The 21,424-nt window shown below is 45.7% G+C and carries 18 protein-coding genes, 1 tRNA gene and 1 riboswitch; of the genes, 11 read left to right on the plus strand and 8 right to left on the minus strand.

Annotated elements, in window-relative coordinates:
• Window positions 1-6: 6 nt before the first annotated feature.
• Genes WKT17_RS01515 through WKT17_RS01525 form a run of 3 tightly spaced genes read right to left on the minus strand, consistent with a single transcriptional unit; the run spans window position 7 to window position 3,756 of the window.
• Window positions 7-1,875: an extracellular solute-binding protein gene (locus tag WKT17_RS01515; RefSeq protein WP_173747290.1), complete on the minus strand. Its 1,869-nt coding sequence runs from the start codon at window positions 1,873-1,875 to the stop codon at window positions 7-9.
• The gene (locus WKT17_RS01520; protein ID WP_173747291.1) at window positions 1,875-2,690 is read right to left on the minus strand and encodes an ABC transporter permease; all 816 of its coding nucleotides are present in this window, start codon (window positions 2,688-2,690) and stop codon (window positions 1,875-1,877) included. The genes WKT17_RS01515 and WKT17_RS01520 overlap by 1 nt, the downstream gene beginning before the upstream one ends.
• A complete protein-coding gene (locus WKT17_RS01525) occupies window positions 2,683-3,756 on the minus strand; it encodes an ABC transporter ATP-binding protein (protein ID WP_173747292.1) in 1,074 nt (357 codons plus the stop codon). The genes WKT17_RS01520 and WKT17_RS01525 overlap by 8 nt, the downstream gene beginning before the upstream one ends.
• A gap of 255 nt (window positions 3,757-4,011) precedes the next feature.
• Here WKT17_RS01525 and WKT17_RS01530 point away from each other — a divergent pair, with 255 nt between their 5' ends.
• The 4 genes from WKT17_RS01530 to pyk all read left to right on the plus strand — a co-directional run bounded on the left by WKT17_RS01530 (window position 4,012) and on the right by pyk (window position 8,503).
• Entirely contained in the window at window positions 4,012-5,067 is a 1,056-nt protein-coding gene (locus WKT17_RS01530) for a lactonase family protein (protein WP_173747293.1), read from the plus strand.
• A gap of 161 nt (window positions 5,068-5,228) precedes the next feature.
• A complete protein-coding gene (locus tag WKT17_RS01535) occupies window positions 5,229-6,170 on the plus strand; it encodes a magnesium transporter CorA family protein (RefSeq protein ID WP_173747294.1) in 942 nt (313 codons plus the stop codon).
• Window positions 6,171-6,195: 25 nt separating this feature from the next.
• Window positions 6,196-7,047: a hypothetical protein gene (locus WKT17_RS01540; RefSeq protein ID WP_173747295.1), complete on the plus strand. Its 852-nt coding sequence runs from the start codon at window positions 6,196-6,198 to the stop codon at window positions 7,045-7,047.
• Window positions 7,048-7,066: 19 nt separating this feature from the next.
• The gene (gene pyk, locus WKT17_RS01545) at window positions 7,067-8,503 is read left to right on the plus strand and encodes a pyruvate kinase (protein WP_173747296.1); all 1,437 of its coding nucleotides are present in this window, start codon (window positions 7,067-7,069) and stop codon (window positions 8,501-8,503) included.
• 92 nt (window positions 8,504-8,595) lie between these two features.
• On the opposite strand, the gene WKT17_RS01550 is transcribed toward pyk, so the two are convergent.
• Genes WKT17_RS01550 through thiS form a run of 5 tightly spaced genes read right to left on the minus strand, consistent with a single transcriptional unit; the run spans window position 8,596 to window position 12,090 of the window.
• A complete protein-coding gene (locus WKT17_RS01550; protein WP_294542843.1) occupies window positions 8,596-9,195 on the minus strand; it encodes a thiamine phosphate synthase in 600 nt (199 codons plus the stop codon).
• On the minus strand, window positions 9,188-10,441 hold the full coding sequence (gene thiH / locus WKT17_RS01555) for a 2-iminoacetate synthase ThiH (RefSeq protein WP_294542845.1): 1,254 nt from the start codon (window positions 10,439-10,441) through the stop codon (window positions 9,188-9,190). The genes WKT17_RS01550 and thiH overlap by 8 nt, the downstream gene beginning before the upstream one ends.
• 12 nt (window positions 10,442-10,453) lie before the next feature.
• Window positions 10,454-11,224 carry a thiazole synthase gene (locus WKT17_RS01560; RefSeq protein WP_173747299.1) on the minus strand — a complete coding sequence of 257 codons (771 nt, stop codon included), beginning with the start codon at window positions 11,222-11,224 and terminating at the stop codon, window positions 10,454-10,456.
• Between the two features lie 36 nt (window positions 11,225-11,260).
• A complete protein-coding gene (gene thiF, locus WKT17_RS01565; protein WP_291681710.1) occupies window positions 11,261-11,896 on the minus strand; it encodes a thiamine biosynthesis protein ThiF in 636 nt (211 codons plus the stop codon).
• Window positions 11,896-12,090: a sulfur carrier protein ThiS gene (gene thiS, locus WKT17_RS01570; protein ID WP_173747301.1), complete on the minus strand. Its 195-nt coding sequence runs from the start codon at window positions 12,088-12,090 to the stop codon at window positions 11,896-11,898. Before thiS ends, thiF begins: the two co-directional genes overlap by 1 nt.
• A gap of 110 nt (window positions 12,091-12,200) precedes the next feature.
• A riboswitch (TPP riboswitch) is annotated at window positions 12,201-12,305 on the minus strand.
• 189 nt (window positions 12,306-12,494) lie between these two features.
• On the opposite strand from thiS, the gene WKT17_RS01575 reads away from it, so the two are divergent.
• The 7 genes from WKT17_RS01575 to WKT17_RS01605 all read left to right on the plus strand — a co-directional run bounded on the left by WKT17_RS01575 (window position 12,495) and on the right by WKT17_RS01605 (window position 21,347).
• Window positions 12,495-13,772: a diaminopimelate decarboxylase gene (locus WKT17_RS01575; protein ID WP_173747302.1), complete on the plus strand. Its 1,278-nt coding sequence runs from the start codon at window positions 12,495-12,497 to the stop codon at window positions 13,770-13,772.
• Window positions 13,773-13,859: 87 nt separating this feature from the next.
• A tRNA-Leu gene (locus tag WKT17_RS01580) sits at window positions 13,860-13,942 on the plus strand.
• 304 nt (window positions 13,943-14,246) lie between these two features.
• The gene (locus tag WKT17_RS01585) at window positions 14,247-14,570 is read left to right on the plus strand and encodes a DUF6110 family protein (protein WP_173747303.1); all 324 of its coding nucleotides are present in this window, start codon (window positions 14,247-14,249) and stop codon (window positions 14,568-14,570) included.
• Window positions 14,561-16,648: a heavy metal translocating P-type ATPase gene (locus WKT17_RS01590; RefSeq protein WP_291681716.1), complete on the plus strand. Its 2,088-nt coding sequence runs from the start codon at window positions 14,561-14,563 to the stop codon at window positions 16,646-16,648. The genes WKT17_RS01585 and WKT17_RS01590 overlap by 10 nt, the downstream gene beginning before the upstream one ends.
• Before the next feature lie 121 nt (window positions 16,649-16,769).
• Complete coding sequence (locus WKT17_RS01595; RefSeq protein ID WP_294542848.1) at window positions 16,770-17,627, plus strand: patatin-like phospholipase family protein; 858 nt, start codon at window positions 16,770-16,772, stop codon at window positions 17,625-17,627.
• A gap of 22 nt (window positions 17,628-17,649) precedes the next feature.
• Window positions 17,650-19,194: a Ppx/GppA phosphatase family protein gene (locus WKT17_RS01600; protein WP_173747306.1), complete on the plus strand. Its 1,545-nt coding sequence runs from the start codon at window positions 17,650-17,652 to the stop codon at window positions 19,192-19,194.
• A gap of 14 nt (window positions 19,195-19,208) precedes the next feature.
• Window positions 19,209-21,347: an RNA degradosome polyphosphate kinase gene (locus WKT17_RS01605; protein ID WP_173747307.1), complete on the plus strand. Its 2,139-nt coding sequence runs from the start codon at window positions 19,209-19,211 to the stop codon at window positions 21,345-21,347.
• The last annotated feature ends 77 nt before the right edge of the window (window positions 21,348-21,424 follow it).

Raw genomic sequence — 21,424 nt, forward strand, 5'->3', positions numbered from 1 at the left:
TGTAGCTTAGTTTGATTTTACTTTATTCCAGAGTTCGTTGTAATAGCTGTCCACATCATCTCCCAGGAATTGGAAGGTTTCACAGTTTGTCAAATCTTCCGCGTTGGGAAAGAGAATTTTGCTGTTTCGCGTTTCCTCATCTTTAATCAGCGCTCTGGCGGCTTTGTTGGGTGTTGCGTAGGTCAGATATTCAAAGTTCATCAGGGCAATGTCCGGACGGCACATAAAGTTGATGAATTTTTCTGCGTTTTCCTTGTTTTTGGCATTTTTTGGAATGACCCAGGAGTCAATCCAGACATTAGAGCCTTCCTTTGGGATGACATATTCCAGATTGGGATTTTCCCTTTTGGTGTATCCGGCTTCTCCAGAATAGATAACGCCTAAAGCAGCCTCGTTTCCAATCATTTTATCGCGTACCTGGTCTACAACATAGGCCTGTACCAGGGGTTTCTGGGCAATCAGGTCATCCTTAGCCTGTATCAGCTGGTCTACCTTACTGGAATTTAAGGAATACCCACGGCGTTTTAAAGCTACAGCAAAGGCATCCCGGACAGAATCCTGCATGAGAATACTGTCCGCATATTTAGAATCCCAGAGAATATCCCAACTGTCCACAGGTTCGTGCACCATGGTTTTGTTGTACAGGATTCCCACCGTACCCACACAGTAGGGAACCGAGTAAGCATTGTCCGGGTCGAAACTTCTGGACTGTTCCATGTAGATAGAATCCATATTTTTTATATTGGGAATGTTGTCCAGGTTCAGTTTGGCCAGCAAATCGTTTTCTATCATACGCTGAATCATATAATCGGAAGGGCATACCACATCATAGGCAATAGCCCCGGAAAGAATTTTCGGATACATGATTTCATTGGTTTCGTATTCCTCGTAAGTGACGGAAATGCCAGTTTCCTCCTCGAACAGTTCAATGGTTTTGGGGTCGACATAATCCCCCCAGTTGTACACAATCAGCTTTTCGCTGCCGGCATCTTTGGCGCCTGCGAAGTAATAAAAGGCGCCGCCGCCTGCCAGCACAGCCACAAGCAGCAGGGGAATCGCCAGACGCAGTCCGCGCTGCAGGGACTTTCTTTTGGAAACCGTTTTTCTGTCTTTTGGTTCTTTCGGACTTGTATTGACCAGTATCATCAGCACCAGTACACTGACAAAAAGCAGTGTGGACAAGGCATACATTTCCGGACGGATTCCCTTTCGTACTTCTGCGTAAATTTTGGTGGAGAGGGTGTCCACACCGGGGCCTTTGGTAAAGTGGGTGATAATGAAATCATCCAGAGACATGGTGAAGGCCATTAAAAATCCGGAGACAATACCGGGCAGAATATCGGGAAACACCACCTTAAAGAAGGCGGATACCGGACCTGCACCTAAATCCTGGGCTGCCTCATAAGTACTTTTGCTGGTCTGTTTCAATTTTGGCATGACACTGAGAATCACATAAGGAATGCAAAAAGTAATGTGGGCCAGCAAAATAGTGGAAAATCCCAGGGTGACTCTGAAGGCAATAAACAGAAGCATCAGGGAAATTCCGGTTACGATTTCTGAGTTCAGAATGGGAATGTTGGTAATTCCCATCATGATGGTTTTGCTTCTGCCCTTCATGGCATTGATACCGATGGAGGCTGCCGTACCTACAACCGTGGCAAGAACAGCAGAGAGCAGGGCAATGATTAACGTATTGTAAAGGGCTGTCATAATGGCTTTATCCTGAAAAAGAGAAGCGTACCACTTTAAGGTAAAACCGCCCCATTTTGCCCTGGATTTTGAAGCGTTAAAAGACAGGACAATGAGGGTGACAATGGGGGCGTACATGAGAAAAAGAATCAGCCCAAGATATATATTTCGTACTGTTTTTTTCATCAGAACATACCTCCTTCCCCGTTTTTATCGTATTTTCCGGTGAGAAGCATACTGATGAAAATAAATACCATCAGTACCAGCGAAAGTCCGCTTCCCACGTTCCAGTTGCTTCCCTGCTGAAACTGGCGGTCAATGACATTTCCGATGAGGAGAATTTTGCTTCCGCCTAAGAGGTCAGAGATAACAAAGGTCGTCAGAGACGGTACAAAAACCATGGTAATGCCGCTGATAATACCCGGCATGCTTAAAGGAAAAATGATTTTCCGAAAGGTATAGGCCGCAGTGGCGCCCAAATCTCTGGCTGCAAAAATAACGTCTTTGTCTATCTTGGAAAGCACGTTATAGAGGGGCAGTACCATAAAGGGCAGGAAGTTGTAGACCATGCCCAGTACAATAGCCCCCGGTGTGTTAATCAGCTGCTGGGAAGGAAGATGAAAAAAGCCCAGCGCCTGGTTGATAACGCCGTTTTTTTCCAAAAGAGTCTGCCATGCAAGAGTCCGCAGAAGAAAATTCATCCACATAGGAAGAATAAAAAGGAGCACAATAAAGCCTGTCCGGTTGACTTTCATATTCGACAGCATCATAGCCAGCGGATATGCCAGAATCAGACAGATAAGGGTGCTGATAAGGGACAGCAAAAGAGAAAGGCAGAGTGCTTTGAAATTCTCCACAGTGCCGATAGCCAGCACATTTTCAAAGGTAAAATGCCCTTCGCTGTTGGTGAAGCCATAGTAAAAAATCATGGCAAGAGGAATCAGGATAAAGGCCACGGACCAGATCAGATACGGGCCGGAAAGCAGTTTTCGTTTATTCATTGATTCCAATAGCCTCCTCATCTTCGGATTCAGGCTTGTGCATAATCTGTATGTCAAAAGGATTCACATGAATGCCTACCTGCTGCCCTACAGGGAACATATCCGTGCTGTGCACCAGCCATTCAAAACCGTTTGCCTGTACTTCCATTTCGTAGTGGACGCCTTTGAAAATCAGGTGGGACACAACCCCCTGGATTGTGCCTTCTTCCGGAGCCAGCAAGTCCACATCCTCCGGGCGGATAACCACGTCTACTGGTTTGTTCTTACCGAATCCCACGTCCACACAGGGGAATTTGGCACCCAGAATTTCCACCAGTTTATCTTCCAGCATCATACCGGGAAGGATATTGCTTTCGCCGATAAAGTCTGCCACAAAGGCGTTCTGAGGTTCGTTATAGATGTCCTCCGGGCTTCCCATCTGCTGTATATATCCCTGGTTCATAACCACAATGGTATCTGACATGGTAAGGGCTTCCTCCTGGTCGTGAGTGACATAGATAAAGGTAATGCCCAGTTCGTTTTTCAGACGGATAAGTTCATACTGCATGTCCTGGCGCAGTTTTAAGTCCAAAGCGCCTAAAGGTTCGTCCAGAAGAAGCAGCCGAGGTTCGTTTACAATGGCTCTGGCAATGGCCACACGCTGCTGCTGTCCGCCGCTTAAAGAATCCGGGAGCCGGTTTTCATAGCCGTCCAGATTGACCAGCTTTAAAGCATATTTTACCTTGTCATGAATATAGGCTTTGCTTTTTCCTGAAATTTTCAGACCGAAAGCAATATTTTCTTCAATGCTCATATGAGAGAAAAGCGCGTATTTCTGAAATACGGTGTTCAGATTCCGCTTGTTGGGCGGAAGATTTGTAATATCCTTTCCATCAAAAATGACTTTCCCGCTGTCAGGGGACTCAAATCCGCCCAGAATACGGAGCGTTGTAGTTTTTCCGCAGCCGCTGGGGCCAAGAAGGGTGAGAAATTCATTTTCCCGTATAGAAAGATTCAGTTCGTCCAGGATTACCTGGTCTCCAAAGCTTTTGGAGATGTCAATTAAATTTACTAAAGTATGGTTCATCCCAGTTCTCCTTTGTAGATATTCTTTATCCATTATACTAAAGGAAAAAATCATGTCAATATTAGAATGACCCAATCCCTGTAAAATACAGATGAAATAGAAATGAATTGCAGGAAAAGCCATCAATATGCATTGTATTAGAAAAAACTTTGTGGTAGAATGTCCGTAGTGTATTGTACACTGGCGGTCTTTTTGTGCAAAGACCGCGAATTTGTCGTGTGGTGAAACAATAGAAAACAGGAGGATATTGCATAAATGAAGGAAAAATATGTAGCCTATGTGGGAACCTATACCCACGGAAGCAGTATCGGAATCCATTTGTATGATGTCAATGTGGAAGAGGGAACTCTTTGCGAGAGAAAAGTGATTCCCGTCAACAATTCTTCCCATCTGGCAAAGTCTCTTAACGGAAAGTATCTGTACTCCATTGCAGATGAAGGCGTGGCGGTTTTTGCCATTGAACCGGACGGAGACCTTACCTTTATTAATAAAGTAGATATTGACGGTATGAGAGGCTGTCATCTGTCCACGGATGAAGAAGGCAAGTACCTTTTTGTGGCCGGTTACCATGACGGAAAAGTGACTGTAGTGCATACGCACAGAGACGGACGTCTGGGCAGTGTGCTGGACGGTGTGTTTCACAAAGGGCTGGGCAGCGTGGGAGAGAGAAATTTCCGTCCCCATGTAAGCTGTGTGCGCCCGACACCGGATAATAAATATCTCTGTGCAGTGGACAACGGCATTGATCAGATGAAAATTTACAGAGTCAACAGACGTACCGGTCGTTTAGAGCTGGTGGACATTTTAAGATGCCAGAGAGAATCCGGTCCTAAGCTGATTAAGTTCAGCCCGGATGGAAGATTTGCTTATCTGAACTATGAATTGAACAATACCATTCAGGTATACCGCTACGATGGAAGCGGCAAAAATCCTGTCTTTGAACTGCTGCAGACGGAGAGCACTCTGGCTTCCCACGATGATGAAGCCCATGACGCTACTTCCGGTATGTGTCTGTCCGCAGACGGAAAATATATTTTCTGTTCCAATGCGGGAGAGGATACCGTGGCTATGTTTAAGAGAGAGGAAGAAACCGGTCTTCTGGAAAAGCAGTGTATTCTGCCAATCAGCGGCAATTATCCGAAGGATTTGGATGTGTTCCCGGATGGAAAACATCTGGCAGTGGTAAACCATGAATCCAATTCCATTACAACCTTTGCCATTGATTATGAAAAGAAACTGCTGATTATGAAAGGGAAACCTATGAAGGTGGAAACCCCTAACAGCATTATCTTTTCCAAGTGCGAAGCATAAGAACGGGGAAATTGAGTATTTTTTGAAAAAAGGAAGTGCAAAATTATGGAAAGCGGGCCTTGTCCTGGGAGAAAGAAAAATGAAAAAATAAAAAAAGAGAAATCCTGCTGACAGGCGCCGTCCCGGCTTCCTGCCAGTGCAGGAGGGTGAAGGGAGAAACCATGATTAGAATATTCAAAACAGTGGATGGAAAAATTCATCAGATGGACGAAGCCAGCGAAGGCTGCTGGCTTGCGCTGACGGATCCCACGGCAACGGAAATTTTCGAGGTTGCCAAAAGGTATCACATTGAGGTGGATGATTTGAGAGCACCTCTGGATGAAGAGGAACGTTCCCGTATCGAGGTGGAAGACGAGTACACCCTGATTATTGTGGACACTCCGATTCTGGAGGAAAGGGGAGAAAAGGACTGGTATGGAACCATTCCCCTGTCTATTATTGTGACAGATGAGATTATCATTACCGTCTGCCTGGAAGATACTTCGGTGCTGGGCCGGTTTATGGACGGTCGTGTGCGGAACTTCTATACTTATATGAAGACTCGCTTTATTCTTCAGATTCTGTACAAAAATGCCAGTATGTTTCTGCATTACCTGCGTATCATAGACAAAAAGAGTGAGGAAGTAGAGGAAAAGCTGCAGGAGTCTACCAAGAACAAAGAGCTGATAGAACTTCTGGAACTGGAAAAATCCCTGGTATACTTTACCACGTCTCTTCGTTCCAATGAAATGGTATTGGAAAAGCTTTTAAAAGTAGAGCGTATCAAGCAGTATCCCGATGATACGGATTTGCTGGAAGATGTCATTATCGAGAACAAACAGGCCATCGAGATGGCAAACGTGTACAGTGGAATTTTGAGCGGTATGACCGAGGCTTTTGCTTCTATTGTATCAAACAATCTGAATATTGTTATGAAATTTCTGGCAACTGTGACCATTGTCATGTCCATTCCTACCATGATATTCAGTGCTTACGGTATGAATGTAAATCTGAAGGGAATGCCTTTTGCCTCCCACCCGGAGGGCTTTGCCATTGTCATTGTCCTTTCTCTTCTTTTGAGTCTGGTAGTGGCGTTTATCTTCTCCAAGAAGAACTTATTTTAAGTCATGAAAGAATTGAGGAAATCGTATGAATTTTTTGAACAAAATGGAGCGTAAATTTGGACGCTATGCCATTCACAATCTGACGAAATATATGATAGGCTGTTATGCCATTGGATATATTTTGCTGTATGCGGGAAACCTTTTTGGGTTTTCCATTACCGGATATCTGACTTTAAGCCCTTATCATATCCTGCACGGGCAGATATGGAGAATTGTATCCTGGCTGTTGATTCCGCCCCCAACCAGCAACCTTGTTTTTGTGCTGATTATGCTGCTGTTTTATTATTCTCTGGGGGAAACGCTGGAGAGAACATGGGGCGCTTTCCGCTACAATGTTTATATTCTGGGCGGTGTGCTCTTTACGGTTATCGGTGCGTTTCTGCTGTATTTTATGATGGGAGCAAATCCGTTTTTGTCTATGGCGTACAGTATGGCGTTTTCCACGTATTACATCAACTTGTCCATTTTCCTGGCTTTTGCGGCCAATTACCCGGACATGCAGGTACTGTTTATGATGATTATTCCCATGAAGATGAAATGGCTGGCTGTGCTGGATATTGCGTATCTGCTGTATGATATGGTAAAAGGCGGCTGGGGAATCCGGACGGTAATTCTTGCATCCCTTTTGAATTTTATTATTTATTTTCTGTCAACCAGAAATTATCAGAGGATTTCACCAAAAGAAATCCACAGAAAACAACAGTTTCAAAGAGCTGTTCATCCGAAAATGGCGCCGGGTGTGACAAAACACAAATGTGCAGTCTGCGGAAGAACAGAAAAGGACGGAGACGATTTGGAATTTCGTTTCTGTTCCAAATGCAACGGCAACTATGAGTATTGTCAGGACCACCTGTTTACTCACAAACATATACAATAATCAGGAGGAAAATAATTATATGCGTAAAACCAAAATCGTCTGTACTATGGGACCGAACACAGATATTGAGAGCAACATGAGAGCTTTAGTAGCCAATGGAATGGATGTGGCTCGTTTTAATTTTTCACACGGAGATTATGAAGAACAGAAAAGCCGTATGAATCTGCTGAAAAAGGTGAGAGAAGAGCTGGAGAAGCCAGTGGCTATCCTTCTGGATACCAAAGGCCCGGAAATCCGTACAGGCGTACTGGAAGGCGGAAAGAAAGTGACCCTGAAAGAAAATGAGGAGTTTGTTCTTTACACAGAGGAAATGACCGGGAATGAAAAGGGCTGCTTTATTACTTACGCAGGTCTGGCTGAGGATGTAGTGCCAGGCAACAGAATTCTTATTGATGATGGTCTGATTGAACTGGAAGTAAAAGAAGTGGCAGAGGGACGCATTGTCTGCCGCGTGGTAAACGGCGGTGAACTGGGCGAGAAAAAGGGTGTGAATGTGCCCAATGTCAACGTAAAGCTTCCAGCTATTACAGAAAAAGACAAAGCAGACATTCTTTTCGGTATTGAACAGGGGATTGATTTTATTGCAGCGTCCTTTATTCGAAATGCAGAGGGTGTGCTGGAAATTCGTAAGATTCTGGAAGAAAACAACGCAGAAGACATTGCGATTATTGCAAAAATTGAAAATGCGGAAGGTCTGGAAAACCTGGATGCCATCATTGAAGTGTCTGACGGAATTATGGTAGCCCGCGGTGACTTGGGCGTGGAGATTCCGGCACAGGAGGTTCCTCATATTCAGAAAATGATTATTCGTAAATGTAATGCGAATTATATTCCGGTTATTACAGCCACACAGATGTTGGATTCCATGATTCGCAATCCGCGTCCAACCAGAGCAGAGGTAACAGACGTGGCTAATGCCATCTATGACGGAACAGATGCTATTATGCTTTCCGGTGAGACAGCAGCGGGAAAATATCCGGTGGAAGCGCTGAAGATGATGAACGAAATCGCAGAGAACACAGAAAATTATGTGAAGTACGAAAAATATATTAAGCACAGAACAATGTACCAGAAAACAAAGGTTTCCTGTGCTATTGGTATTGCGTCCGTACGTACTGCCAGAAACATTGAGGCAGACTGCATTGTGACCCCAACCATGTCCGGAAAAACTGCCCGCATGGTTTCCAGCTTCCGTCCTACTATGCCGATTTATGCCATTACTCCAAATGAGAGAGTAGAGCGTAAAATGCGTCTGTACTGGGGCGTAAGACCGCTGAAAGGCTACAGAAGAGATACAACGGAAAATATTATTATCAATGCCATGGAAACATTGAAAGAGAACAAACTGGTGGCAAAAGGCCAGCTTGTGGTAGTTACAGCCGGAGACCCGGCGACCAACAGCAGCAAGGCAGAATCCAATGTAACCAATATGCTGCATGTAATGGAAGTAAAATAATGTTGTAAAAGAAAAATTTAAAATGCCCGAATGGCCTGAGAGGACAGGCTGTTCGGGCATTTTTTGCAGATATTTGCTATAGTCGTAGCCGTTCACTTAGGGGAATCCAGTTTTGCCAGATAACTGTCCGGTTCAGCGCAGGTCATGGCGCTGCTCATAATGCAAACCCCTTTAGCCCCGGTTTTCATCACTTCTTTTTTGTTTTCGGGAGTGATACCTCCAAGGGCATAGACGGGAATGGACACACTTTTGCAGACTTCTTCCAGAAAAGCAACTCCTCTTCCGGGAAGTCCCTTTTTGCAGTCAGTGGCAAAAACATGTCCTGCAGTAATATAGGTACATCCCAGACGTTCTGCTAACAGAGCGTCCGGTACAGAATGGCAGGAGGCTCCCAGAATTGAAAAGGCTTTCCGCTCTTTTTCTGTCATCTGTTTTAGAAGGGACAGAGGAAGGTGCAGGGATTTTGCTTTCAAAGAAAGGGCCGCGTCTGTAAAGGTATGTAAAACACAGGGAGTGTCATAAGCAGCACAGATATCTATTGCCTGCCGGGCAAGAATTTCATACTGTGACTTTGATAAATCTTTTTCCCGAAGGATAATGCCCTGGGGTTTGGCCTTTGCCAGTTTTTCTATGCGGGAAAGAAAGTCTTCCCCACATAGCTTCCGGTTGGTGATACATAAAATATCAGACATAGAGGTAATCGTTTAAGACAGGCTGGAGACCTTCAGCCGCAATGTCTGCATAAACCCGGTCCAGACTGCGGCCATCGTTGATTTCAAACTGTTCGTCTCCCTGTTCCCCGTCCGTTTCCTTTCCGCTGTATTTACTTTCGTGGTCGCCGATTCCTGTAGAAACCCCTGCGGATACCTTGGTTGCTGCGATTTTTACAATGCCGTCCCGAAACTGGGCGCTTTCTCTGGAAGATACTGTAATGCCCACAAAAGGAAGAAAAATCCGGTAAGCACAGAGAATCTGGCAAAGCTGGGTTTCATGCACGTCCAGAGGGTTGATTTTGTCGTTGTTGATAATGGGCCGCAGTCTGGGGCAGGAGAGGGACATTTCCGCATGGGGATATTTCCGCTGCAGATAGTAAACGTGCAGGGCGCTGGCCAGGGCGTCTTTCCGAAAGTCAGAAAGTCCTAAAAGTGCGGAAAAAGCAACACCCCGCATACCACCTTTTAAGGCCCGTTCCTGTGCATCGAAGCGGTAAGGCCACACGCGTTTATGCCCCATGAGATGCAGGGTTTCGTATTTGTCGCTGTCATAGGTCTCCTGGAACACCGTGACATAATCCGCGCCGCATTGGTGAAGATAGCGGTATTCGTCGGTGTTTACCGGATAAATTTCCAGCCCAACCATGCGGAAATACTTTCGCGCCAGTTTACAGGCTTCCCCGATATAAGAAATATCGTTTTTGGAGTGGCTTTCACCTGTGAGAATGAGGATTTCCTCCATGCCGCTGTCTGCGATGATTTTCATTTCTTTTTCAATCTGCTCCATAGTCAGCTTCATGCGGTGGATATGGTTATAGCAGTTAAAACCACAGTATACGCAGTAATTCTCGCAGTAATTGGCAATGTAAAGAGGGGTAAACAGATACACGGTATTGCCGAAATGGCGGCTGGTTTCCTGTCTCGCTCTCTGGGCCATTTCTTCCAGGAAAGGCTCGGCGGCGGGAGAGAGCAGAGCCTTGAAATCTTCCAGGGAACAGACCGGATGGGACAGGGCTGCCCGGACATCCTTGGCTGTGTAGTGGGTGTAATCATAGGAAGCCACCTGGCTCATGACTTTTTCGCATACATCAGACTGGATTTGCTCCATGCCGGGGAGATATTCCATGTGGCTTTTCCGAAAAGAAGGGTCTGTTTCCAGACGGTGTTTCTTTGCCAGCGCCTGTTCAGAGAGATACTGAGAGTCCACTAAAAATTCGTTTTCCATGACTGCCGCCTCCTAATCGTGAAGAAAACCGGTGAGCGGGTCAGATGCAGAAGCGCCTCTTGTAAGAACTCTGCCAAGTCCTGAAAGGTAGGCTTTTCGTCCGGCTTCAATGGCCTGGCGGAAAGCAGAAGCCATGAGAGGAAGGTCTCCGGCTGTGGCGAGAGCCGTGTTTGCCATAATGGCGGCAGCGCCCATTTCCATGGCTTCACAGGCCTGGGAAGGCCGTCCGATACCGGCGTCTACGATGACAGGCAAATCTATTTCCTGAATGAGAATTTCGATAAAATCCCTGGTGGCCAGTCCTTTGTTGGAACCAATGGGAGAAGCCAGAGGCATAATGGAGACAGCGCCGGCATTAGCCAGGTCTCTGGCGGTATTCAAGTCCGGGTACATGTAAGGCATGACAAGAAAGCCTTCTTTTGCCAGAATTTCCGTGGCTTTTATGGTTTCCTGGTTATCCGGCAGCAGATATTTGGAATCCCGCATAATTTCGATTTTTACAAAGTCTCCGCAGCCCAGTTCTCTTGCCAGACGGGCAATGCGCACTGCTTCTTCGGCATTTCTGGCGCCGCTGGTATTGGGAAGCAGGGTAACGTTTTCAGGAATATAATCCAGAATGTTTTCTTCTTCTTTGGTATTGGCCCGGCGGACAGCCAGAGTGATCAGTTCTGCACCCGCATCCTTTACGGCTGCTTCAATGAGCTTGAGGGAGTATTTCCCGGAGCCGAGAATAAAACGGGAATGAAATTCGCGTCCTCCGAGGATAAGCGTATCGTTGTTCATAAATGTACCTTCTTTCTGTATGTTTGGTGTTGTACCTTAGGGTTCGGTCTGTTCTGCCAGAATCCGCAGTACCATGTGCGCCTCATGGGCGGCGCAGCACATGACCCGGGAGGAGACAAGCCCCAGCCCGCTGCCTGTGTCGCTGCTTTCGTCTCCGCAGAGATAGAAACGGGAAGTAATCCGGCGGGTCCGGACGGAGTTGGCGCTGGAAATTCCGGCCATTCCGGAAGCTGCCACCAGAAATTTTTCCGGCATGGTTTCCAGTACGCGGTTGACCAGCATGGCCTTATTTTCCGCCCGGTCAAAGGCTTCACAGATTATCTGGGCGTTTTGCAGCAATTGTGGGGTATTTTCTTCGGTCATGGTCTCTGTATGCAGTTCTAAAGAAAGATAAGGCGCAATTTCCCGGAGATTTTCCGCAAGGGCTTCTGTTTTGTACATGCCTATCTGATGGGCCTTGTACTGCTGGCGGTGGAGATTGGTGATATCCACCCGGTCAAAATCGATGAGAATCAGTCTGCCGATTCCGGCTCTTGCAAGACAGAGGGAAATGTTAGAGCCCAGTCCCCCCAGTCCGCATACGGCCACAGAAGCAGAAGCAAATTTTTGCTGCAAGGTTTGGCCGTGGCGTTCTTCCAGGGCCTTTTTCCATTCTTCTTTTGTGGGTATCATCAGCCGCCTCCTACAAAGCTGACAATTTCCAGCACATCGCCGTCTGTCAGCGTGATTTCATTGTATTTTGCTTTGGGAACAATGTGGCCATTGCGTTCCACTGCAATGCGCAGGGGATTGTAATTGGACATTTCCAGATATTCGGACAGCGTTTTGCCGTCCATAGGCAGGGAAGTTCCGTTGATTATTACCATTTTTCACCTCCATCTGGGAGCCTGGCTTGTGGAGAATTGTATATCCGTTTTTAGGAAAACAAAAAGCGGAAAGCTACCAAGTTCGGTAACTTCCCGCTGCATATTTTCACATATGTGGTTCTCAGGCGTCCCTACGTTGGCATTATCCAAATCAGGTTATCGGTCGAAGGTCATACCTTCCTCTCAGCCTGTCATACAAGCTCCCGTCTGTTTTTATTTCGTTCATTATACAACAGGACTGGTAAAATTGCAAAGGTTTTCTGTGGATTTTTGACTGGAATACGTCAATACGTTAAAAAATAAAAAAAGACAGGGGAATGACTTGAAAAGCAAGACACATTTTCGTATAATGAGGTTCGTCAGATAAAAACAGAAAAGCAGAAATCCATTAAGGGAGAATATATATGGAAAAAAAGACATTTGTGACAAAGGAAAAGCTGGAAGAAATTGTAAAGGAATACCCGACCCCTTTTCATTTATATGATGAAAGAGGTATCCGGGAAAATGCGCAGGCCATGAAGGAGGCTTTTGCATGGAACAAAGGGTTTAAAGAATATTTTGCGGTAAAGGCAACACCAAATCCCTTCCTGATTGAGATTTTAAGAGAGTACGGCTTTGGCTGTGACTGTTCTTCTTATACAGAGCTGATGCTCTCCAAAGCCATGGGTTGTGTGGGAGAGGACATTATGTTTTCCTCTAATGACACTCCGGCGGAGGAATTTCAGTATGCCAACGAACTGGGCGCTACCATTAATTTAGATGACATTACCCACATTGCGTACCTGGAAGAAGCCATTGGTACACTGCCGAAGCGTATGAGCTGCCGCTATAATCCGGGCGGAGTTTTTGAGGTTTGCAACGGAATCATGGACAATCCGGGAGAGGCCAAGTACGGCATGACGGAAGCGCAGATTTTTGAGGCTTTCCGGATTCTGAAAAGCAAGGGAGTGGAAGAATTTGGTATTCATGCTTTCCTGGCCAGCAACACAGTGACAAATGAATACTATCCGATGTTGGCAAAGCGCCTCTTTGAACTGGCGGTGCGTCTGGAAAAAGAAACCGGGGCAAAGATCTGCTTCATTAATCTGTCCGGCGGTGTGGGCATTCCCTACAGACCGGAAGAAACACCTAACGATATCCGTGTGATTGGAGAAGGGGTGCGCAGAGTTTATGAAGAAGTGCTCACTCCGGCAGGCATGGGAGATGTGGCTATCTACACCGAGCTGGGGCGCTTTATGATGGGGCCTTACGGCTGTCTGGTGACAAAGGCCATTCACGAGAAACATACCCACAAGGAGTATATTGGAGTGGACGCCTGTGCGGTAAACCTTATGCGCCCGGCTATGTATGGGGCTTATCACCATATTACCGTTATGGGGAAAGAGCATGAGCCGTGTAATTACAAATACGATGTGACAGGTTCCCTGTGTGAAAACAATGATAAGTTTGCAGTGGACAGAATGCTTCCGAAAATTGACAAAGGAGATTTGCTGGTGATTCACGACACTGGTGCCCACGGCTTTGCCATGGGATATAATTACAATGGAAAGCTGAAATCTGCGGAAATTCTGCTGAAAACGGACGGAAGCACCCAGTTAATCCGCAGGGCAGAGACACCGAAGGATTATTTTGCAACCTTTGACTGCTTTGATTTTTATAAGAAGCTGGACTGCAATCAGTAGAATTGGATTAAATGAATTTAAAATTCAAAAAAATGCTTGCAATTTGGAAAGAGTTATGCTAAGATATCTATTGTTCCGTTAGGAAATGCCGGCGTGTCGGAATGGCAGACGAGGCAGACTCAAAATCTGTTGTGGGCAACCACGTATGGGTTCAAGTCCCATTGCCGGCAGTTTTATGAATGAAGGAAAATAGAAAGAGGCTGAAATCCGCTAAAATCAAGGGGTTCAGTCTCTTTCTGTTTTCTGTTATTTTTTCTGACAGATATTGACAAAAAAAACAGTGGGTGGTAGTATTTTGAAATCAAAGGTTGGCTTATGCAACTATCAAAGACCCTTGATTTAGAAAATATGTAAAATGGAAAAGGAGTGGAAAAAATGAAGAAGCACAGGTTTTGGGCATGGGCGATGCTTTTCTGCCTTGGAATGACATTTTACACAGGTTACAAGCACAAATAAATACAGGAGGATTTGAAGATGATAAGTACAGAATTAATGAAGAAAGCGGCACTTTTTGCAGGCGGAGTTTTATTTGGAACAGCAGGAGTTAAGATTCTGGGAAGCAAGGACGCGAAAAAAGCTTATGTGCAGGCTACTGCAGCCGTATTAAGAGCAAAAGACTGTGTTATGGATGCGGTGACAACGGTACAGGAAAACGCAGAAGATGTTCTGGCGGAAGCAAATGAAATCAATGCACAGCGCTATGCAGAAGAAGCATGCGCCCAGGAAGACGGTGCGGAAGAAGCTGAAGAAGTAAAAGAAGAGGCTGAAAAAGAACAGGAAGATGCCAAATGCGAATAAAGATTCAGCATGAAATCAGAGGTCGTATTCGTTTTGCCACGCCGAAGAAGAGTCTGACCGTGGAAGAAGCGGATATGCTGCAGTACTATTTGGGCACACTTGAAAATGTGGTTTCTGCAAAGGTGTATGAAAGAACCGGCCATGCAGTGGTTTGCTACAGCGGCAGCAGGAAGGAAGTTATCAAAGGTCTGACAGCGTTTTCTTTTGAGAACCGGGAGCTTCAGGAACTGGTTCCGGAGAACACGGGGCGGGAATTGATGAATGTTCATAAGGAAAAGCTTATTGCAAAGCTTGCCGTGCACTATCTCTGCAAGCTGTTTCTTCCGGCACCGCTGGCTGCTGCAAAGGCAGCGGTGCAGTCTCTGCATTTTATGAAAGAAGGCCTTCAATGTCTGAAACGGAGAAAGCTGGAAGTGCCGGTACTGGATGCCGCAGCCATCGGAGTTTCTCTGCTCAGAGGAGATATCAGTACAGCAGGTTCTGTTATGCTGCTTTTGAGTGTAGGAGAAATTCTGGAAGAGTGGACGCATAAAAAATCTGTGGCAGACCTTGCCAGAAGTATGTCTCTGCAGGTTGAAAAAGTATGGGTAAAACAGGGAGAGGCAGAAATCCTTATGGACGCAGGTGAGGTAAAAGAGCATGACGTTATCTGTGTGCATATGGGGAATATGATTCCGCTGGACGGAATTGTAGTAGGCGGAGAGGCTATGGTGAATCAGGCGTCCCTTACAGGAGAAGGTATTCCAGTGAAAAAGGAAGAAGGCGCTTATGTTTATGCCGGAACCGCAGTGGAAGAAGGTGAACTGCTGATTCAGGTGAAAGCGTCTGCCGGCAGTACCCGGTATGAAAAGATTGTTTCCATGATTGAAGAATCAGAAAAACTGAAATCTTCCTTGGAGGGAAAAGCAGCTCATGTGGCAGACAGACTGGTGCCGCTGAGTTTTCTGGGAACGATGGCAACTTATGCCCTTACCCGGAATGTAACCAAGGCTCTGTCTATTCTGATGGTGGATTTTTCCTGTGCATTAAAGCTCTCTATGCCTATTGCAGTTCTGTCTGCCATGAGAGAATGTCAGGATTACCAGATTACTGTGAAGGGAGGAAAATTCCTGGAGGCGGTAGCGGAAGCGGAAACAGTAGTTTTCGATAAAACAGGAACTTTTACCAAGGCAGAACCTACGGTTGCAGAGGTGATTCCTTTCGGAGGAAGAAGCCGGGATGAAATGCTTCGTCTGGCAGCCTGCCTGGAAGAACATTTCCCTCATTCCATTGCCAATGCAGTAGTAGCTCAGGCCCAGAAGGAGGGCCTTGCTCATGAAGAAATGCACACAAAGGTGGACTATGTAGTGGCCCACGGCATTTCCTCGAAGGTGAACGAGCAGCAGGTTTTAATCGGAAGCCATCATTTTATCTTTGAAGATGAAAAATGCAGAATCCCCGAAGGGGAAGAGGAAAATTTCCGGAACCTTCCTATAGGATATTCTCTTTTGTATCTGGCAATTTCCGGTGAACTGGCGGCAGTGCTGTGCATTGAAGATCCGTTAAGGGAAGAGGCCAGAGAGATTGTAGCAGCTTTAAAGGAAACGGGAATCCGAAAAGTCGTAATGATGACCGGAGACAGCGCGGGCACGGCTGCGGCCATTGCCAAAAAGACAGGTGTGGATGCCTTCTATGCAGAGGTTCTGCCGGAAGATAAGGCTTCTTTTGTAGAGCAGGAAAAAGCAGAGGGACGCAAGGTGATTATGGTAGGAGACGGTATCAACGATTCTCCGGCCCTGTCGGCAGCCAACGCAGGGATTGCCGTCAGCGGAGGCGCACAGCTTGCCAGAGAAATTGCAGATATTACAATTTCAGGAGAAGATTTGTACCAGCTGGTAACGCTGAAAAGAATCAGCAACGGTCTGATGAAACGGATTCATAGAAATTACCGTTTTGTTATCGGATTTAATATGGGGCTGATTGCCCTGGGACTTGGCGGAGTTCTTGCACCAGGGACTTCTGCGCTTTTGCACAATCTTTCTACCTTGGGGATTTCTCTGGAAAGTATGACAAATACGTTAGATAAGAAAAGAGAATAGTTTTTATAGACAAAGCGGCGCCAGATATGAGGTCTGGTGCCGTTTTGTTAAATTTATTTAACTTTTGTAATGCCCGGATTCGTGATAAAATAGAAATATGTGAACAGAAAGAAGGGAAAATATGATAGCAAAGTGTAAGGTTGGACTGGTTTTAGAAGGCGGCGGTATGCGAGGCGCATTTACAGCTGGAGTTTTGGATTATTTTCTGGATAAAAACCTGTCTTTTCATACTTGTATCGGGGTGTCTGCAGGAGCATGCCACGCCTGCAGCTTCCTGTCAAAGCAGAGGCGGCGGGGATTTGAAACCAATACGGATTATTTGGAGGATGAGACTTACTGCAGTTTCAAAAATCTTATGAAAACAGGAGATTTGTTTGGTGTGGATATGTGTTACCGGAAAATTCCGGAAGAATTGAATCCCTATGATTATCAGGCATTTTCCGAAAATCCTACAGAATTTTACGTCGTAGTAACCAACTGCAAAACAGGAGAAGCAGAGTATAAGAAAATTACGGATATGCACAGAGGAATTCATTATGTGCGGGCTTCCAGCTCCCTGCCCCTGCTTTCACGGACGGTCTGGATTAAAAATACGCCGTATCTGGACGGGGGAATTGCAGATTCTATTCCTGTAAAACAATCAGAGAAGCTGGGAAACCATAAGCAGGTAGTGGTGCTGACCCGACAGAGAGGATACCGTAAAGAACCCAATAAAGCCATGCCCGCAGCCTATCTGCGGTATCAAAGAGAGTTTCCCAAGCTGGTGGCGCGTATGAAAAACAGGCATCTGGACTACAATGCAGCCCTTGATTATCTGTATGAGGAAGAAAAGAAGGGAAATGTTTTCCTTATTTGTCCGGAAAAACCTGTGGAAATCGGCAGAATTGAAAAAAATCGGGAAAAATTGGAGCGTCTGTACGAAGAAGGCTACATTGCAGCAGAAAAAATGGGCAGCGCATTGCTTGACTTTATGAAATAACGGCAGAGGAAAGGAGAAATTTATGGGAGTGACAACATTTGCAGCAATAGATGTAGGTTCCTACAATGTCTGTATGGATATTTACGAAATATCCCCAAGAAACGGAATACGGTGTATTAATGAAGTGAGAAGCCGCCTGGAAATCGGCCGGGAAACTTATGGGGAAGGAAAAATCACCTTTGCAACAGCGAAAGAACTGTGCCGCATTCTGAAAGATTTTACAGAAATTATGAAGGAATATCAGGCAGAGGCGTACCGGGCCTGTGCTACCAGCACGCTCCAGGAAGCGAAAAATGTCTGGATTGTGATGGAGCAGGTATATCAGAAAACGGGTATACGGGTGGAAATACTCAGTAATTCAGAGCAGCGCTTTTACGGCTACAAGTCTGTGGCAGCCAAAGAGGCGTCTTTTGCGAAGATGATTCAGAAAGGAACCGCTGTCATGGAAGTGGGCGGAGGAAATGTACAGATTTCTCTTTTTGACAAAGATATGCTGGTCACCACCCAGAATTTTAAGATGGGAAGTTTAAGAATTAAAGAACTTTTGCTGCCGTTGGAAAAAGAAGCTGCTCATTATGAACGTTTGGTGGAAGAACTGGTACATAACCAGATTCTGGGGTTTAAAAAACTGCATTTAAAGGACCGCAGGGCAGACCATATTATTCTTATGGGCAATACGTTTATGGAACGTCTTTTTGAAAGAAAGACCACCATGACAGAAAGCAGAACCATCAGTTATGAAACTTTTATGGAGGAATATGCATGGGTTATGGCACATTCCGCAGAAGAGGTTTCCGTGAAGCTGGGGGTTTCTCTGGAATATGCAGAGATTATGGTGCCGGCCATGATTATTTACCGCGTATTTATCGAAGAACTGGGTGGACAGACCATGTGGCTGCCGGGAACACATTTGAATGACGGTGTGGCTTATGATTACGCAGAGCGGCATAAGCTGATTAAGAGTAAGCACAATTTTGAAAATGATATTCTGGTGTCTGCCAAAAACATTGCGAAGCGGTATATGAGCGGAAAGAACCACACGCAGGCGGTAGCCAAGAATGCCCTGGCGATTTTCGACAGTATGAAAAAAGTGCACGGTATGGGAGCCAGAGAGCGGCTTTTGCTGCAGATAGCCATTTTACTTCATGACTGCGGCAATTATATCAGTCTGAGCAATGCGTCGGAATGTGCCTATGAAATCATCATGTCCACGGAAATTATCGGATTGTCCCACAGGGAACGGGAAATGATTGCCAATGTGGTGAAATTTATTAAAAAGCCGTTTCAGTATTATGGAAGCGCAGATTCTAAGTCGGAAATTGACCGGAGGAGCTATATGACAGCCGCAAAACTGACCGCGATTATCCGGGTGGCTAATGTGCTGGACAGAAGTCACAGGCAGAAAATTGAGGAAATTAAGGCAGCGGTAAAAGACCAGGAGCTGCTGCTTACGGTGACGGCCAGAGAAGACCTTGCTCTGGAGAAAGGGCTTTTGCCGGAACAGGCGGACTTTTTTGAAGAGATTTTCAGTATCCGTCCTGTGCTGAAAGTCAGAAAACGGAAATAAGGAGGAGTAAGAGTATGGATTTTAAGGCATATACAAAACCGGAATATTACCGCAACAGAGAACTGAGTTGGCTGGGCTTTAATGAGAGAGTACTTTCAGAAGCAAGAGATAAGAGCCTGCCTTTATTTGAGCGCCTGAAATTTTTGAGCATTACAGCTTCTAATCTGGATGAATTTTTTATGATTCGCGTGGCTTCCTTAAAAGACATGGTTCATGCAAAATATACAAAGCCGGATATTGCAGGGCTGTCTCCAAAGGAGCAGTTGGCAGAGCTGGCGCCTGTGCTTCGGGAGTTTATCCAAATGCAGTACAGCACCTACAACCGCTCTCTGTTGCCGGGACTGAAAAAAGCAGGGCTTGTAGTGGTGGAAAAACACGAAAGTTTAAATAAAGAGCAGAAGGAATTTGTGGATAGATATTTTGACGAAACCATTTATCCGGTGCTTACGCCTATGGCTATGGACAGCGCCAGACCCTTCCCTCTTATCCGCAATAAAACCTTAAATATCGGCGCTTTGATTGCAAAGAAAAATAAAAAGAACAAAGAAGAGTTGGAATTTGCCACGGTGCAGGTTCCCTCTGTGCTGCCGAGAATTGTGGAAATTCCCTGTGAGAAAGAAGGAAAAAAAGCGGTGGTCCTTCTGGAGGAGGTCATTGAGAGGAACATCGGCAAGTTGTTTTTAAGCAATCAGGTGGTATGTGCCTGCCCGTACCGGATTATCCGGAATGCAGATTTGACCATAGATGAAGATGAGGCGGCAGACCTTTTGAATGAAATTCAGAAACAGCTGAAAAAGAGACAGTGGGGCGAGGTTATCCGTCTTGATGTCAATGAAAAAATGGATGCCCGTCTGCTCAACATCCTGAAAACGGAATTTAAGATGAAAGAGGAAGATGTATTTGCAGTCAATGGGCCTCTGGATTTGACTTTTCTTATGAAAATGTATGGTCTGGAGGGGTTTGAGGATTTGAAAATCACCCAGCATGTACCGGCTCCGGTTCCTCAGATGATGACAGAGGAGGATATTTTTACGCAGATAAGGAGACAGGATATTCTTTTGCATCATCCGTTTATGACCTTTGCCCCTGTAGTGGATTTTGTGCGTCAGGCTTCTAAAGACCCTCAGGTGCTTGCCATTAAGCAGACGCTGTATCGTGTCAGCGGCAATTCACCGATTATTGCAGCCCTGGCCCAGGCGGCGGAAAACGGCAAACAGGTGACTGTATTGGTAGAATTAAAAGCCCGGTTTGATGAGGAAAACAACATTGTGTGGGCAAAGAAACTGGAAAAGGCGGGATGCCATGTTATCTATGGGCTTCTGGGGTTGAAAACCCACAGTAAAATTACCCTGGTGGTGCGAAAGGAAGAAGAGGGAATCCGCAGATACGTTCATCTGGGTACGGGAAATTACAACGATTCCACGGCAAAGCTGTATACAGACTGCGGTCTTCTTACCTGCTCAGAAAAAATCGGTGAAGACGCTACGGCTGTCTTTAATATGCTTTCCGGTTATTCAGAGCCGAAAAGCTGGAATAAACTGGTAGTAGCACCTATCTGGATGCGGGACCGTTTCCTGCATCTCATTGAGATGGAACAAAAAGAAGCGCTGAAAGGACGGGAAGCCAGGATTGTGGCTAAGATGAATTCTCTTTGCGACAGAGATATTATTGCAGCTCTGTATGCTGCCAGCGCGGCAGGTGTGAAGATTGACTTGATTGTCCGTGGAATCTGCTGTTTGAAGACCGGAATTCCGGGTATCAGTGAAAACATTACTGTGCGCTCCATTGTGGGAAATTATCTGGAGCACAGCCGGATTTTCTATTTCTGCAGTGGAGGCAAGGAACAAATTTTTATGGGAAGTGCGGACTGGATGCCAAGAAATCTGGATAAGAGAGTGGAAATTGTGTTCCCGGTGGAAGATAAGGATATTAAAGAAGAGGTTAAGCACATCCTCCATATGCAGCTGACGGATAACGTAAAGGCTCATGTACTGCAGCCGGACGGAAGTTATGAAAAGATTGACAAAAGAGGAAAACAACTGGTGAATTCTCAGGAATATTTCTGCCAGGAGGCGGACGAGAGGGCCAGAATTCCGAGGCAGGCAGGAGATGAGCGGGTATTTATACCGGCAGAGGCTCCGGAAGAGGAGTAAGAGAAAAGGTATGGGCATGAAAACTTTCTGGAGTTTTTTCATGCCCATACCTTTTGGTGAAAATCAGGAAGAACGTT

Source organism: Blautia sp. HCN-20427 (assembly GCF_037890365.1).
Classification (GTDB): Bacteria; Bacillota; Clostridia; order Lachnospirales; family Lachnospiraceae; genus Blautia.